The organism is Chryseomicrobium aureum (genome assembly GCF_016909155.1).
Lineage (GTDB): Bacteria > Bacillota > Bacilli > Bacillales_A > Planococcaceae > Chryseomicrobium > Chryseomicrobium aureum.
The window spans coordinates 29,948-44,188 of sequence record NZ_JAFBFG010000017.1; the positions used below are offsets into that span (position 1 = coordinate 29,948).

The window sequence follows — 14,241 nt, forward strand, 5'->3', positions numbered from 1 at the left end:
TCGCGGCCCATGAAGCAAAGAGCGCTTCACGGTCCACGCTGTCATCTCGCACAATTTCTGAACAGTCGGCTCCACATCTAAACAGAAAAAAACAAAGCTATTAAGAATAGCTTTGCTCGGCTGCCATTGGCGCAGTTTCGTCCTGTGGCTGTGTATCTGATTGATGGTACGCGGCAAGAACAGCATCTTGCACCTTCGTACGTGTTGTGGCATTGATTGGGTGCGCAATATCCCGAAACTCGCCGTCTGGTGTGCGCTTGCTTGGCATCGCAACAAATAATCCGCCATTGCCATCAATTACACGTAAATCATGAACGACGAATTCATGGTCTAACGTAATCGACGCAATCGCTCTCATTCTGCCCTCTGTCTCTACTTTTCGTAACCGAACATCCGTTACTTCCACGGTTGTCACCACTCCTCATTCTAAGATGTACTTGTCCTGCTCTTATAAAATTTCTATAAAAGTGTAACAATTCCTTCTAGTTTATTAAAAAAATTTCAAATAGTCTAATAAATTTAAGAATTCGAGGAAGAACGTAAAAAATCCGCTTGCCTCCTAAGAGACAAACGGATCATTTAATTACTCAGCCACTACTGCAATGACTTCAATTTCAACTTTCACATCTTTGGGTAGACGCGCAACTTCAACAGCAGAGCGTGCTGGCTTATGACCACCAAAATGCTTTTCGTACGCTTCATTAAATTCTACGAAGTCGTTCATATCTTTCAAAAACACCATTGTCTTCACAACGTGTTGAAGAGATGATCCGGCTTCTTCGAGAACCGCTTCTAAGTTTTTAAACACTTGTGCTGTCTGTTCGACGATGGAACCGTCGACAAGCTCGCCGTCCGCTGTCAATGGAATTTGACCCGAACTATAAAACATACCGTTTACGACCATCCCTTGTACGTAGGGACCGATGGCTGCTGGTGCTTTTGTTGTAGAGACTGTTTTCATTCGTGTTGTCCACCCTTCTGAAAATAGTTGCCTTCTTCAAGTACGATGGAGCCGTTTCGCTCATCGACTTGCTTTAATTTTAATAAAGAGACGTAATCTTGTACAAGTACTTCCGCTGTATGTTCAGCTTCAATCAGTACCGCGACCCCTGCAAGTTCGCCATCAAATTCAGCAAGTAAGCTCTTCATGCCATTCATCGTTCCGCCCACTTTCATAAAGTCATCGGTGAGAAGGACACGTTTGCCTTTTTCCATACTGCGTTTCGATAACACCATTGTTTGAATGCGACGCGCTGAACCTGAGACATAGTTGATACTCACTGTTGGTCCTTCGGTTACTTTGCTGTCTCGGCGCACAACGATAACAGGCACATTTAGATGGCGTGCGATAGCATGAGCGATCGGGATTCCTTTCGTTGCAACCGTCATGATAGCATCAATTTTTTGCTTGGCATACACCGATGCAAAGACTTTTCCAATGCGATTCATCAACTCTGGATCGCCTAAAAGGTCCGTCATATATAAATATCCACCTGGCAACAGTCGATCAGACTGTGACATTCTTGTTTTCAATTCGTCTGTAATCGCACGAATTTCCGTTTCATCTAACTTAGGAATGTATTTCACACCGCCTGCTGCGCCTGGTACGGTTAACAGATGCCCTTTGCCTCGTGCCTCTAACGTTTCACTGACAATCGTTAAATCTTCACTGATAGAAGACTTGGCAGAATCATAAAGAGATGCGAAATACGTTAAGGGAATAAGACGGTGGGGATGTTCCAGCAAGTGCTGTGTCATATCGACCAGCCGTTCACTACGTTTCCACTTCACGTGATTTCCTCCAATTCCGAATATTTTACAGTAAACGTACCACAATTATACGCCTTTAGGCAACTACTCCCGGTCTCCTAGCATTCGTACGCAATAGACTTCATCACAGAATCCACGTAATGCATTGACGACGCGTTGAGCACGAGACTCTTGCTGAACGATTCCAAACACGGTGGGGCCGCTTCCGGACATCAAAACGCCTTCTGCACCGAAGCGCTTCATCTGCTCTCTTAACTCTTTCACTTCTGGATAAAGATGTAACGTTACGTCTTCAAGCGTATTGCCTAGGCCATCGACCATGGCTTGGAAGTCTTTCTCTTCAATAGCGCGAATCATCGCCTGTGTATCCGGGTGAAAAGCAGTCTCTAAGTTCAATTGCCCATAGATTTCTGCGGTAGACACTCCAATGACAGGTTTGGCGAGAATGACCCAACATGCAGGTGGTGCAGGAAGATGTTTAATCTTCTCCCCACGTCCTGTCGCCAGCGCCGTTCCTCCGTATACACAAAATGGAACGTCCGAACCGATCTGGGCACCAAGCTCTGCCAATTCATCAAGTGACAAGCCAAGTTCCCATACATGATTCAGACCACGAAGTGTCGCAGCTGCATCAGAACTACCTCCAGCAAGACCCGCTGCAACTGGAATCGTTTTTTCAATTGTGATGGAAACGCCTTTCGTGACGTTATATTTCTTTTTAAGAAGGTCTGCAGCCTGATAAGCCAGGTTCTTCGCGTCATTCGGAATGAAGCGGTCGACAGAGACGATTTCAATGACGCCATCTTCCCGTGCATCCAATCCAATGCGGTCTGCAAGGTCCACAGTCGTCATGATCATCTCGACTTCATGGTAACCATCGTTACGTTTATACAAAGTATCTAGTGTTAAGTTAATTTTGGCAGGTGCTTTTACAAAATACATACCGGTCTAATCCTTTCGATGCAAAGCGTGTTTGCTAAATTCTGTGTTCTCAGTGTAACACAAAAAAGCACCTCTCTCCTTATGGAAAGAGGTACTCTTATGTATAAGTGCTAAAAGAATAAAAGCCTATTTGACGGAGACTAAGTTGTTGGCATCATCGTAAATCGAGATTTCAACTGCTTCAGTCAAAACGTCCGCATAACTATACGATACACGTTCAAAAGCGTTCTCTTCTTGATCTAAATCTATTACAAATACAGCGTGGTACGTTTCGCGCAAAATTCCTGCACGTTCTACTGTTTTCTTGCGACCACCATTGGCGCGTAACTGCAAACGTTTGCCTAGGTGGCAATCTAACGACTTTTTAATATCCGCTAATGTCTTTGGCATTCTGCATACACCTCACTGATATTTAGTGTAACACGATGTCATGAAAATGTCAAAATTTAATATTTTAACAAGGATACACAAGCACTGTCAACGATTATTTATTTTCAGAACGCCACATTGGGTAAAAAGTGTCGTATAAAGCATCTGCTAATGCTCCAAACTCTTGTATGGATAGGGTTTCTCCGCGTCGAGACGGTTCAATACCAGTATCTTGCAGTGCTTTCAGGATTTCCTCTTTATGTGCTTTCCCTTCAGGAAGAGACGTCTGGAGGTTGTTCAAAATGGTTTTACGTCGTTGAACAAACGATCCGCGGCTAACGAGGAACAAGAAATCTTCGTCTTTTACGATTACTACAGGTTCTGTGCGACGCGTTAATTTGATGACAGCAGAGTCAACATTCGGCGGCGGCATGAAAACAGTCTTCGGCACCGTCATTGCGACCTCTGCATCCATATAGTACTGGATAGCAATCGACAACGAGCCATACTCTTTCGTCCCTGGTTTTGCAGTAATACGGTCTGCTACTTCTTTTTGCATCATCACGACCATTCCACGGATTGGCAAACGATCATGAAGCAGCTTCAAAAGAATAGGTGTCGTCACGTAATATGGCAAGTTTGCAACGACCATCACATCTTCATAGCTCGCAAGCTCTCGTTCGAACACGGAGTCTGTGTCCGCTTCTAAGATGTCGCTATGAATGATCTGTACATTATCATATGGGGACAATGTATCTTCTAGAACCGGAAGAAGGCGTTGATCGATTTCAAACGATACGACCTTTCCTGCAGCGCGCGCCAGGTGTTCGGTGAGTGCTCCGATACCAGGTCCGATTTCAATGGCTGCTGAATCTTTTGTCAGTCCTGCGTGGGACACGATGTTGCGTAAAATATTTGGGTCAATCAAAAAGTTTTGTCCAAGGCTCTTTTTGAATGAAAACCCGTATTTTTTTAAAATTTCCTGCGTGCGTACAGGGGTTGCGATATCTTTCATTTTTTATCCTCCTGTTCCAGTGCATCGAGGGCTTGTTGCCACTCCTGCTGGGTGACCCGGAACATATCTAGTCGTTTCAATAGTTGTTTGCCATTTGTATAGCCAATTTGCAAGTGCTCCCCTAACCGCTCTCTACGCGCTGCTGCGTCAGGGTGGCCAATCAGCCGTGCCTCGATCAATTGACGCTGTGTAAATGTGGCTACAGGACGATCCTCAGGGGTGTAGACGTGTTCAAGGGCTGCACGAATGTCTTCATCCGTCGCGTGCTCGATTCCGACACCACTACCGTTTTTGGCAATCGCTTGGTGTTTTGGCAAAAATGCATGTTTGACGCCTGGGATGGCCTCTTCAATAATCGCCCGGATGCGTCGTCCTGGATAGTCAGGGTCCGTAAAGACAATGACACCGCGGACGTCTTGGGCACGTTTAATCTTGTGTAAGGTCTCTTTCGACACAGCAGAGCCATTCGTTTCAATCGTATCGGCTTGTACAGCACGTCGAATGGCTGTTGTATCGTCTTTACCTTCCACCACGATTACTTCTTTGAATGTCATGTGGAATCCCCTTCCTCCATTGTACGCAGAAAAGCTCTCCCTGTCATCGCAAGGAAGAGCTGATCCCGGTACTAATTAATAATTTTAATACGAACAGTTTTTCGTCCGAATGCGTAGGCTTGATCTTTTGTTGGAACAAAAATATCGATTTTGTTGCCTTTGATGGCACCGCCAGTATCTCCAGCGATGGCATAGCCATACCCCTCTACCCATACTTTTGAGCCAAGCGGGATGACGTTAGGGTCGACTGCAATGACTTTCAAGTGTGGATTGGCTTTTAAATTGATTCCCGTTGCGGTGATTCCTGAACAACCTGTGCATGAAGCTGTATAGGCTGTTGCTGTTACATAGAATTCACGTCCAGCAGGTTCAGATGAGTCATTCCGTGAGACCGGTTGAGAAGCAGGTGCAGAAGCTTTTTGAGTTGTTGCCGCTGCTACTATCACTTTTGTTCCGACGTGCACGACTTCATTCGTCGCCTTTTCTTTCACTTCTTCAGAAACGACTTTCTCTTCTACTACTTTGCCGTTTTCTTTTGTGATTTCGACTGTACGCGCTACTACTCCAGGTTTCCCTTCACGTACCACTTTTTCTTTGCCTTTTAAAAGCGAATCGTCTTTTTTAGTTTCCGTTTTAAACGCTATGTCTTCTTCCACTACATCGGTGACTTTTTCTACACGAGTAATTTCAATTACAGAATCAGGTGTCACCACCTTTTCTGGTTCTAAGTTGACTCGGTCGAGTTTGGATAAATGAATGCTATTTTGTTTTAAAAAGTCAGCGACCGTAGTCGAAGTGGACCAAACGAGTGTTTCTTCAGTTCCGTCGATCAATTTTACTTGATACGCTTTTGCTATCGAAATTTCATTTTGTTGTCCGACCTCCGCATCTGCGGCAGGTGCAATCTGGTCATACTCGGTTACTTCAACGCCAGCTTGGGCTAAGATTTCTGATACGCGATCCGCGGTTGTATCGATGGTTTGTGTTTTTCCATCAATTCGAATCGTAATGGTTTGTGCCTGTTCCCACTCCACTGCTAAATCATGAGCAATTGAAGTGTTCAATGAGGGATATACATGATCGGCTTCTGCAACATCGATTTCTTGTTCCTCGAGAAGTTCGCCTACTGTATCTGCATGAGTTGCTAATTCTTGTTGTTGTCCGTTGACAGTCAAGCTGACCGTCTTTTTCGTTCCTTCGAATAGTACGAAAGATACGACTGCAAGAAATACAAGTAGAGTGACGATTGTCATCCACGTATCCTTGCTCCTCAATGAGTTAGAGAACAGGTTTTTCATGGTAAAATTTGACACGAAAAACGCCTCCTTATTCACTCGGATGATTATATCTAGTTGTCGAGATAATTGTCAAGCTCGATTGTCTGACCTTTATGTCGATCTCGTGTCATCCGGTATAGTTTTCAGTATGGAGGCGTTCATCGTTTTTTAATCAAATCCCGAAAAATTTCTCTGCATTTTTTGTCGTGCGCGTTGCTACTTCTTCCACGCTCAACTCTTTTAACCGCGCGATTTCTTCAGCCACGAGCGGTACATAGGACGGTTCATTCCGTTTCCCGCGATATGGGTGCGGTGCGAGGTAAGGTGCGTCTGTTTCAATGAGCAAATGATCTAAGTCAATTTCTTTTGCAACTTCTTTTGGTGTCTTCGCATTTTTAAACGTCACAGGCCCACCGAGTGAAATCATAAAGTTCATACGGATGGCTTCTTGCGCTGTTTCCACACTGCCACCGAAACAATGCATAATTCCACCGGTCAGATGAGCCTCTTCTTCTTGTAAGATCCGCAGTACATCACCTGTCGCATCACGATTGTGAATGATTAGAGGAAGTTGTACGCGTTGCGCCAAACGAATATGTTTACGGAACAGGTCTTGTTGCACATCTTTCGGTGATTTGTCCCAGTAATAATCAAGACCGGTCTCTCCGATTCCTACAACCTTCTCATGGCTCGCCAACTCCTCTATCCATGCTAGGTCCTCTTCCGTACAGTCGACTGCATCTACCGGGTGCCAGCCTACCACTGCGTAAATGTCCGGATCAGCTTCTGCGATAGCGATTGCGCGGTTGATTGTTTTTGTATCAAATCCGATGACGACCATCTTCTGTACACCTTTTTCACGCGCACGTGAGATGACCTCTTGTAGATCTTCGTCGTACTGGTTTGCGTTTAAATGAACATGTGTATCTATAAATTGCATCGTCTCATCCTTTCTTGGTTCTGTGAGAAAAAAGAACCCGCACATACTGGCGGGCTCTTCACTGATTTATTTGACTTGTGCACCGTTTTCAAGCTTGTCATCCACTTCAGCGAGTGTCAGGTAGCCATTTTTCGATCCAGCTAATATCATTCCTTGTGACAACTCTCCGCGCAATTTGACCGGCTTCAAGTTGGCGACAACAATCACTTTTTTACCGATGACGTCTTGCGGCTTGTAATGCTCTGCAATACCGGAGATTACTTGACGCTGCTCGTAGCCAAGATCGAGTTGAAGTTTCAAGAGTTTTGATGTTTTCGGCACGGGTTCACACGCTGTCACCGTTGCTACGCGTAAATCTACTTTCATAAAGTCATCAATCGAAATTTCTTCAACTTCTGGCGCCTCTTCTTTTGGTTCTTCTACTACTGGAGTCGCGCCACCTTGCATCTGCTCACGAATGTACGCTGCTTCTTCCTCTACATCAAGACGAGGGAAGATTGGAACACCCTTTTCAACAACTTTTGTTCCTTGTGGAATACCGTGGAATGCATCTAAACCTTCCCAAGCTAATCCCTTCTCAGAAAGCCCCAGTTGACGCATAATCTCCGCTGGGTTTTTCGTCAAGAATGGTTGAATGAAAATAGCCGTCAAACGCAAACTTTCTGCCAAGTGCACCATAACAGACGCAAGTTTCCCGCGGTCTGCTTCGTCTTTTGCAAGAACCCATGGTTGTGTTTCATCAATGTATTTATTCGTTCGTGAAATAAATGTCCAAATATCTGACAACACGATGCTAAACTGCATCTTCTCCATGTTGTCTTCTACTTTTTGTTTCGTTTCCGCAAAGAGCTCATGCAATGTTTTGTCGAATTCCGTCTCGACAGCCTCTTCTACCGGAATCGTTCCGTCAAAGTACTTGTTGATCATCGAAATTGTGCGGTTCAGCAAGTTCCCTAGGTCATTTGCTAAGTCATAGTTTGTACGCTCTACAAATGACTCCGGCGAGAACACTCCGTCCGCACCAAATGGCAACTCACGCAGTAAGAAATAACGTGTCGCATCTAAGCCGTATCGCTCCACAAGCATTTCTGGATACACGACATTGCCTTTTGATTTCGACATCTTGCCGTCTTTCATCATAATGAACCCGTGCGCAAATACTTTTTTCGGAAGCGGTAGATCAAGTGCCATCAAGAAAATCGGCCAGTAAATTGTGTGGAATCGAACGATGTCTTTTCCAACAACGTGAACATCCGCTGGCCAGTAGTTTTTGAACTTCGAATCGTCATCTGACCCATATCCAAGTGATGTGATGTAGTTGGATAATGCATCTACCCATACGTAGATAACATGTTTCGGGTCTCCAGGTACTTTGATTCCCCAGTCAAAGGATGTGCGTGATACAGAAAGATCTTCTAGACCTGGTTTGATGAAGTTATTGATCATCTCATTTTTACGCGATTCCGGTTCGATAAATCCTGGGTTTTGTTCATAATAGGTAAGCAAGCGGTCTGCATACTTTTTCATATTGAAGAAATACGATTCTTCTTTGACCTTTTTAACAGGACGTCCACAATCCGGACAATTGCCATTGACCAATTGCTTTTCAGTGAAGAACGATTCACACGGAGTACAATAGTTGCCTTCGTACTCGCCTTTGTAAATATCGCCATTGTCTAAAAAGCGTTGGAAGATCTTTTCGACAGCGTCTGTGTGACGCTTTTCTGTTGTACGAATAAAGTCATCATAGCTGATGTCCATGATTTCCCATACTTTTTTTGCTGCTTCTGCAATTTCATCCACGTAAGCTTGTGGCTCTTTGTTATTTTCTTGCGCTTTTTCTTGGATCTTTTGTCCATGCTCATCCATTCCCGTCAAGAAACGTACGTCATAGCCTTTCAAACGCTTATAACGCGCAATCGCATCGGAAGCCACGGTCGTGTAAGCTGTCCCGATATGGAATTTACCGCTTGGATAATAGATCGGGGTTGTAATGTAAAATGTCTTTTTCTCTTGAGTCATGCGAATGCGCCTCCACTTAGTTTCATTATTGTTCATTGTATCGAAATCGACGTGTCGATTCAATTAGTCCGGAAAAAGTGTTTGTCGACAAGACTTTGTAACATCATTCGACAAATCCACTTATTCCCTTAACTTGCTCTTTTTACGTCACTTTTGGTAACTCGAAAGAAATTGACGTTATATTTTTATTATCATTTATTAATATTATCATTTTTTTACCATTTAAGTCGATTATTTTGAAGTTAAACGAATTGACGTATTTGGGAGTTGTTGGTATGATAAAATCCATAACCAAAACTATTTGTCGAAAAATGACGAATTATATTCCGAGAGGGGAAACAACTAATGAAATCTACAGGTATTGTACGTAAAGTTGATGAACTAGGACGCGTAGTTATTCCAATCGAACTTCGCCGCACACTAGGTATTGCAGAAAAAGACGCTCTTGAAATTTATGTGGATGACGATAAAATCATCTTGAAAAAATACTTACCAAACATGACATGCGCAGTTACTGGCGAAGTGTCAGACGACAACTTACGTTTAGTTGGCGGAAAATTAATTCTTAGCCCAGAAGGCGCTGAGCAATTAATCAACGAGATCCAAACAAGCTTAACAAAATAAGCGTATTCCTCTTTTTATATAAAGCTGCCTTTCCTCGGAAAGGCAGCTCTCTTTTTATTCCTCTTCTAAATGATACGCCGCATACACGTCGCGCTTGTTCATCTGGCGTGCGACCGCCACTTCTTTGATTGCCTGCTTTGAGGATAGGTCTTGTTGAAGCATCAGCGCTTCTACGTGACGCTTTACATCTAACTCTTCCCACCATTCTGCAGATTTGTTTTGCTCTACTACTTGTTCAGAAGTCCCTTCAATGACAAGGCAAAACTCCCCGCGCACCTCTTTGCTCGACGCCCATTCTATCGCTTCTTCTACAGTCCCTCGAATGAACTCCTCGAATTTTTTCGTCAGTTCACGAGCTACTACAATTTTACGTTGACCACCTAATACATCCTGAATGGACTGCAAAACTTCTTTTAATCGGTGCGGTGCTTCATAATAGATGGATGTCTCCGTTCGGGCCAACAGCACCTCTAACGCCTCTTTGCGCTCTTTTTTCCCGCGTGGAAGAAAGCCATAGAACGTGAAAGGTTGCGCATTGATTCCAGAAGCAATAAGAGCAGTCAGTGCTGCGTTAGCTCCAGGTACCGGTACAACTGCGAACCCTTCAGCTAAGGCTTTGCGAACAAGATCATCTCCCGGATCAGAAATACACGGCATACCTGCGTCACTTACTAAGGCTACAGATTTGCCCTCTTTCAGCATGTGTAACAATTTTACACCGCCCGCTTCTTCGTTATGAGCATGATAGCTCACTAATGGGGTCTCAATCTCATAATAATGACAAAGTTTTTTCGTATTTCTTGTATCTTCAGCTGCAATCACGTCTACTTCTTTTAAGATACGAATCGCCCGGAAGGTCATATCTTCTAAATTTCCAATCGGCGTTGCCACTAAGTATAGACAACTCGTCGATTCAAATTGATGGGAGGATTGGATGTGCATGCTCTCGCTTCCCTTCTATATACTGCTCTTTTTGTTTTCGTGTTAACTGCTTAAATGCATACTCTTGTTTCATCGCAAGTGAACGTGTTTCAAATTCCTCAAAATGGACTAATTTTACTGGGAGTCGTGGCCGAGTATATTTAGCCCCTTTGCCGTCATTGTGTTCCTTCAATCGACTTAGTACGTTCTTTGCATAGCCCGCATAAAAAGTCGCATCTTTGCAACAAACTACATAGAAATAATGACTATTTTTTATTTCCATATAAAATCACCTCAATTTCAGGTGTGTAGCTCCCATTTTCCTGATACACCGTTACAGGAGGCAACACCTTTAAATCAGGCTTCCCATCTTTGATTCCTTCTATTAATACTGTATTTGCTTCTCGTCCTTCTTTTGGATAGACCAGTTGAATACGTTTCGGTTCTAGTCGATTGCGCCGCATCGCGTCAATCAACTCAATCAAGCGGCCTGGACGGTGCACAAACGCAGCCTTCCCACCTTGCTTGAGAAGGCTGCTCGCGTTGGCAACGGCTTCTTCAAGTGACAAGTGGATTTCATGGCGCGCAATGGCCTGATGCTCCGATAATTTTTTATCCGGTGCTGCTTCTACCGGAAAATAAGGCGGGTTGCACGTCACCATATCATACTTCTCTGACCCCAACACTTTGGCGATTCCGCGCACATCTCCTTGCTGAATCGTGATTTGTGATTCTAGTTCGTTGTAGTGGACGCTACGTGTTGCCATATCCACCAAACGCTCTTGTAGTTCTACACCAATAATCGGCGCACTTGTTCGTGCACTGAGAAATAACGGAATCGCTCCATTTCCTGTGCACAAATCTACAATTTTCCCTCGCTTGAGTGGAATGGACGCAAAACGTGCAAGCAATACTGCATCAAGTGAGAACGAAAATACAGAAGGACTTTGTATGATCCGCAAATCCTCTGCAAGCAGATAATCCAATCGTTCATCTCCTTGTAAGTACTCCATTTGATTCACCTCTTCCTAGCATTCGAAAAAAGCTGACACCGCAATCGGTATCAGCTCCTCATTACGTATCTTTATTTAAAAATGCGAGACAGAACATACAATCAAGCTCTTTTCGCGGACTCCCAAATTGAGGATGGCAGACATGAAAGCCTTCTTGATAGAGGCGAGCCAAGTTATCATAGCCTTCTCCGACATCCCGCTTGGGTGGTCGCTTTTGTTCTTGTTGTAGTTTCGCTTCTTCTGCATGCATCGCATCGAGGCGCTCACGCAGATGGCGATTCTCTTGCTGCAATGTCTGATGTTCTTCCATCATTATGGCAACGAACTCTTTTAAAGCCCGAAATTGCTCTTGCGTGGACTTTAATTGTTCTTCAAACGCAACAATCGTCTCCAAAAAATTACGGTCCATCACAACTCACCTCATCCATCTCTGCAGGTTACGAATGCTGCACTAATTCTTCTAGGGAATACTCCAGGACACGCTGCCCTTCGTATAGTTCAACGCGTAAAACGCGCTCTAAAATGTTCAAGCCGACAACCTTCCCTTTCCCTTCAGGTGTTGTCACGCGCTGCCCTAAGTCCGGCAGAAGCGCACGAGCTTGTTCATACTCATCATTTTCATATTTCAAGCAACACATTAAACGACCACAAAGTCCTGAAATCTTAGAAGGATTCAATGACAAGTTCTGATCTTTCGCCATCTTGATAGAGACAGGCTCAAAGTCGCCTAGGAATGTCGAACAACAGAGCATACGCCCACATGGCCCAATTCCACCAAGCATCTTCGCCTCATCTCGTACTCCGATTTGACGCAGTTCAATACGCGTGCGGAATACAGAGGCCAAATCTTTCACAAGGTCTCGGAAATCGACACGGCCTTCTGCAGTGAAATAAAAAATAATTTTGTTGCGGTCAAATGTAAATTCGACATCCACAAGTTTCATCTCTAGTTTGCGTTCACGGATCTTGGCATCACCAAGAGCAAGTGCTTGTAGGGATTCAGACTTATTTTCTTCAACTTGCAAACGATCTTTTGGAGACGCTGGTCGTACAACTTTTCGGAGCGGTAAAACGACATCGTTTTCTTCAACTTCCCGAACGGCTATAACAACCTTTCCAAATTCGACACCACGTGCGGTTTCGACAATCACATAGTCATCTAGTTCACAGACATAGTCACCTGGATCAAAATAATATATTTTACCCGCTTTCTTGAAGCGGACACCGATTACTTTATACAACTGAATTAACCTCCCGCAGCTCTATAACTAGCTGCTCCATTAACAACGTACGATTCGCATTCTGATGAAGGCGACGTCTGGCTTTCATGATGTGCTCTAGCTGGTAGGTCAGTTGCTCAAACGTGCTTCGCATCGCGATTTGCTCCCATAGCGCACTCTTATCGGGAAACGTACTGCTGCTGCCGGGATTTGCTTTGTTTGCAACGATATCTCGATAAGCAAAAAGCAGTAAATCCAGCACGCGCTCTGCTTTTTCTTTATCTTTGAGCAGCGGAATGACGTGCTCATGCGCTTGTACAAGTGCATGGGCTGTTCCACGTTCCAATGCTTCCATTAATTTTAACACGCCTTTTCGTGCAAGTCCAAACTCCTCTTCCTCTACCATCGCCAGTGCATCCTCTAAAGAAGAAGCAAGTTTGCTAACCGTCGAAGCCATGCTTTCTGAAACATTTTGTTCCATCAGCTGCACTTTCAACTGCTCAGGAGGAACAGGTTGCAAGGTCATCTGCTGACAGCGCGAGCGAATGGTCGGAAGCAGGGCGTGTGGCTGATTCGTCAGTAGAATAGCCGTGACTTCACTTGTTGGTTCTTCTAGAAATTTTAGAAGCGCATTGGCACTCGATGCATTCATACGATGCGCATCATGTACAATATAAAATTTCCGACTAGACTCACGAGCTGTCTTGCTAAGTTCATGAATCAATTGATCGATTTGCGCCCGCTTGATGAATTGACCGTCTGGTTCAATCGTATGTACATTCAAATGGTTGCCTGATGTCACTAATCGACATGGTCGACATGTTTCACATGGAACATTTTGCGCATTTTCGCAAAGTGTCAATTGAATGATAAAGTGGGCGACCGCCAGTTTCCCAGTGCCTTGATCGCCGGTTAACAGAAGGGCGTGGCTGAGTCGATCGTTTTGAATCATTCGGGTAATTTGGGCGACCAGACGCGGCTGACGTTCTGGTGCTTGAGTTGCTTGCCAGTCCATGACTGAGTCTCCCTTCGGTTAAATATGGACGAACCTGCTCCACATTTCTTAGTATCGAGTTGCAGACGTTAGAAATTCACGCAAAAACCATTCACCCCAACGGAGGCAAAAAGCGCCTCCATTGGTGCGCCTGGATTTCACGCGATTTCTGAGCGAACGTCTTCCACATCTAGTTTTAAAAAAAGCCGCATGCGCAAATTATGCGACACACGGCCCTTCGTGTTTATTAGAAGTGATGGAAATGCTCGATTGGCATGACGAACACAGTTGCTCCGCCTACCTCTACTTCCACCGGATACGGAATATACGAATCCGCATTGCCACCCATCGGAGAAACCGGGGCGACCATCTGTTCACGTGCGCGACAGTTATCTCGTATTAAATCAAGTACAGTAGGTACAAGATGATCTTCAGTTCCAATTAAAAATGTTGTGTTTCCAGAACGCAAGAAGCCTCCGGTACTCGCAAGCTTAGTTGCTCGGAATTTCGCCTTAGTCAGGGCATTCGACAAACGGTTGCTGTCCTGATCCTGAACGACTGCGACGACTAATTTCATAGG

18 protein-coding genes are annotated in these 14,241 nt (G+C 44.5%); 1 reads left to right on the forward strand and 17 read right to left on the reverse strand.

What is annotated here, in order from left to right; genetic code table 11:
• Positions 1-100 precede the first annotated feature (100 nt).
• The 10 genes from spoVG to metG all read right to left on the reverse strand — a co-directional run bounded on the left by spoVG (position 101) and on the right by metG (position 8,889).
• Positions 101-406 carry a septation regulator SpoVG gene (gene spoVG, locus JOD03_RS10955; protein ID WP_204591127.1) on the reverse strand — a complete coding sequence of 102 codons (306 nt, stop codon included), beginning with the start codon at positions 404-406 and terminating at the stop codon, positions 101-103.
• Between the two features lie 177 nt (positions 407-583).
• Positions 584-961, reverse strand: a complete 378-nt coding sequence (locus tag JOD03_RS10960; RefSeq protein WP_204591064.1) for a RidA family protein — start codon at positions 959-961, stop codon at positions 584-586.
• Positions 958-1,791 carry a pur operon repressor gene (purR, locus tag JOD03_RS10965; protein WP_204591066.1) on the reverse strand — a complete coding sequence of 278 codons (834 nt, stop codon included), beginning with the start codon at positions 1,789-1,791 and terminating at the stop codon, positions 958-960. Before purR ends, JOD03_RS10960 begins: the two co-directional genes overlap by 4 nt.
• A 63-nt stretch (positions 1,792-1,854) precedes the next feature.
• The gene (gene ispE, locus JOD03_RS10970; RefSeq protein ID WP_204591069.1) at positions 1,855-2,712 is read right to left on the reverse strand and encodes a 4-(cytidine 5'-diphospho)-2-C-methyl-D-erythritol kinase; all 858 of its coding nucleotides are present in this window, start codon (positions 2,710-2,712) and stop codon (positions 1,855-1,857) included.
• Between the two features lie 126 nt (positions 2,713-2,838).
• Positions 2,839-3,102 carry a biofilm formation stimulator Veg gene (gene veg / locus JOD03_RS10975; protein ID WP_204591071.1) on the reverse strand — a complete coding sequence of 88 codons (264 nt, stop codon included), beginning with the start codon at positions 3,100-3,102 and terminating at the stop codon, positions 2,839-2,841.
• Between the two features lie 94 nt (positions 3,103-3,196).
• Positions 3,197-4,096 (reverse strand): 16S rRNA (adenine(1518)-N(6)/adenine(1519)-N(6))-dimethyltransferase RsmA, encoded by a 900-nt coding sequence (rsmA, locus tag JOD03_RS10980; RefSeq protein WP_204591073.1) that lies wholly within the window; start codon positions 4,094-4,096, stop codon positions 3,197-3,199.
• Positions 4,093-4,650 (reverse strand): ribonuclease M5, encoded by a 558-nt coding sequence (gene rnmV, locus JOD03_RS10985; protein WP_204591075.1) that lies wholly within the window; start codon positions 4,648-4,650, stop codon positions 4,093-4,095. Before rnmV ends, rsmA begins: the two co-directional genes overlap by 4 nt.
• A 71-nt stretch (positions 4,651-4,721) precedes the next feature.
• Complete coding sequence (locus JOD03_RS10990; protein WP_204591077.1) at positions 4,722-5,963, reverse strand: ubiquitin-like domain-containing protein; 1,242 nt, start codon at positions 5,961-5,963, stop codon at positions 4,722-4,724.
• A 136-nt stretch (positions 5,964-6,099) separates the two neighbouring features.
• On the reverse strand, positions 6,100-6,867 hold the full coding sequence (locus JOD03_RS10995) for a TatD family hydrolase (protein WP_204591079.1): 768 nt from the start codon (positions 6,865-6,867) through the stop codon (positions 6,100-6,102).
• Positions 6,868-6,933: 66 nt separating this feature from the next.
• Positions 6,934-8,889 (reverse strand): methionine--tRNA ligase, encoded by a 1,956-nt coding sequence (gene metG / locus JOD03_RS11000; RefSeq protein ID WP_204591081.1) that lies wholly within the window; start codon positions 8,887-8,889, stop codon positions 6,934-6,936.
• Between the two features lie 345 nt (positions 8,890-9,234).
• On the opposite strand from metG, the gene JOD03_RS11005 reads away from it, so the two are divergent.
• Positions 9,235-9,513 carry an AbrB/MazE/SpoVT family DNA-binding domain-containing protein gene (locus JOD03_RS11005; RefSeq protein ID WP_204591083.1) on the forward strand — a complete coding sequence of 93 codons (279 nt, stop codon included), beginning with the start codon at positions 9,235-9,237 and terminating at the stop codon, positions 9,511-9,513.
• A gap of 54 nt (positions 9,514-9,567) precedes the next feature.
• Here the strand turns inward: JOD03_RS11005 and rsmI are convergent, their stop codons facing one another.
• The 7 genes from rsmI to JOD03_RS11040 all read right to left on the reverse strand — a co-directional run bounded on the left by rsmI (position 9,568) and on the right by JOD03_RS11040 (position 14,238).
• Entirely contained in the window at positions 9,568-10,455 is an 888-nt protein-coding gene (gene rsmI / locus JOD03_RS11010) for a 16S rRNA (cytidine(1402)-2'-O)-methyltransferase (RefSeq protein WP_204591085.1), read from the reverse strand.
• On the reverse strand, positions 10,427-10,717 hold the full coding sequence (locus JOD03_RS11015) for a GIY-YIG nuclease family protein (protein WP_204591087.1): 291 nt from the start codon (positions 10,715-10,717) through the stop codon (positions 10,427-10,429). The genes rsmI and JOD03_RS11015 overlap by 29 nt, the downstream gene beginning before the upstream one ends.
• Positions 10,701-11,447, reverse strand: coding sequence for a tRNA1(Val) (adenine(37)-N6)-methyltransferase (locus JOD03_RS11020; protein WP_204591090.1), 747 nt, complete (start codon positions 11,445-11,447; stop codon positions 10,701-10,703). The genes JOD03_RS11015 and JOD03_RS11020 overlap by 17 nt, the downstream gene beginning before the upstream one ends.
• A gap of 61 nt (positions 11,448-11,508) precedes the next feature.
• The gene (gene yabA / locus JOD03_RS11025) at positions 11,509-11,859 is read right to left on the reverse strand and encodes a DNA replication initiation control protein YabA (protein ID WP_338032469.1); all 351 of its coding nucleotides are present in this window, start codon (positions 11,857-11,859) and stop codon (positions 11,509-11,511) included.
• Positions 11,860-11,884: 25 nt separating this feature from the next.
• Entirely contained in the window at positions 11,885-12,688 is an 804-nt protein-coding gene (locus JOD03_RS11030) for a PSP1 domain-containing protein (RefSeq protein ID WP_204591094.1), read from the reverse strand.
• Positions 12,681-13,682 (reverse strand): DNA polymerase III subunit delta', encoded by a 1,002-nt coding sequence (gene holB, locus JOD03_RS11035; protein ID WP_204591096.1) that lies wholly within the window; start codon positions 13,680-13,682, stop codon positions 12,681-12,683. The genes JOD03_RS11030 and holB overlap by 8 nt, the downstream gene beginning before the upstream one ends.
• Before the next feature lie 226 nt (positions 13,683-13,908).
• A complete protein-coding gene (locus tag JOD03_RS11040) occupies positions 13,909-14,238 on the reverse strand; it encodes a cyclic-di-AMP receptor (protein WP_094941883.1) in 330 nt (109 codons plus the stop codon).
• Positions 14,239-14,241: the final 3 nt, after the last annotated feature.

What these genes read in the sequence shown, in the direction of transcription:
- JOD03_RS10960 (WP_204591064.1), bottom strand. Translation starts at nt 961, where the DNA reads ATGAAAACAGTCTCTACAACAAAAGCACCAGCAGCCATCGGTCCCTAC.
- ispE (WP_204591069.1), bottom strand. Translation starts at nt 2,712, where the DNA reads ATGTATTTTGTAAAAGCACCTGCCAAAATTAACTTAACACTAGATACT.
- veg (WP_204591071.1), bottom strand. Translation starts at nt 3,102, where the DNA reads ATGCCAAAGACATTAGCGGATATTAAAAAGTCGTTAGATTGCCACCTA.
- rsmA (WP_204591073.1), bottom strand. Translation starts at nt 4,096, where the DNA reads ATGAAAGATATCGCAACCCCTGTACGCACGCAGGAAATTTTAAAAAAA.
- rnmV (WP_204591075.1), bottom strand. Translation starts at nt 4,650, where the DNA reads ATGACATTCAAAGAAGTAATCGTGGTGGAAGGTAAAGACGATACAACA.
- JOD03_RS10995 (WP_204591079.1), bottom strand. Translation starts at nt 6,867, where the DNA reads ATGCAATTTATAGATACACATGTTCATTTAAACGCAAACCAGTACGAC.
- metG (WP_204591081.1), bottom strand. Translation starts at nt 8,889, where the DNA reads ATGACTCAAGAGAAAAAGACATTTTACATTACAACCCCGATCTATTAT.
- JOD03_RS11005 (WP_204591083.1), top strand. Translation starts at nt 9,235, where the DNA reads ATGAAATCTACAGGTATTGTACGTAAAGTTGATGAACTAGGACGCGTA.
- rsmI (WP_204591085.1), bottom strand. Translation starts at nt 10,455, where the DNA reads ATGCACATCCAATCCTCCCATCAATTTGAATCGACGAGTTGTCTATAC.
- JOD03_RS11015 (WP_204591087.1), bottom strand. Translation starts at nt 10,717, where the DNA reads ATGGAAATAAAAAATAGTCATTATTTCTATGTAGTTTGTTGCAAAGAT.
- JOD03_RS11020 (WP_204591090.1), bottom strand. Translation starts at nt 11,447, where the DNA reads ATGGAGTACTTACAAGGAGATGAACGATTGGATTATCTGCTTGCAGAG.
- holB (WP_204591096.1), bottom strand. Translation starts at nt 13,682, where the DNA reads ATGGACTGGCAAGCAACTCAAGCACCAGAACGTCAGCCGCGTCTGGTC.
- JOD03_RS11040 (WP_094941883.1), bottom strand. Translation starts at nt 14,238, where the DNA reads ATGAAATTAGTCGTCGCAGTCGTTCAGGATCAGGACAGCAACCGTTTG.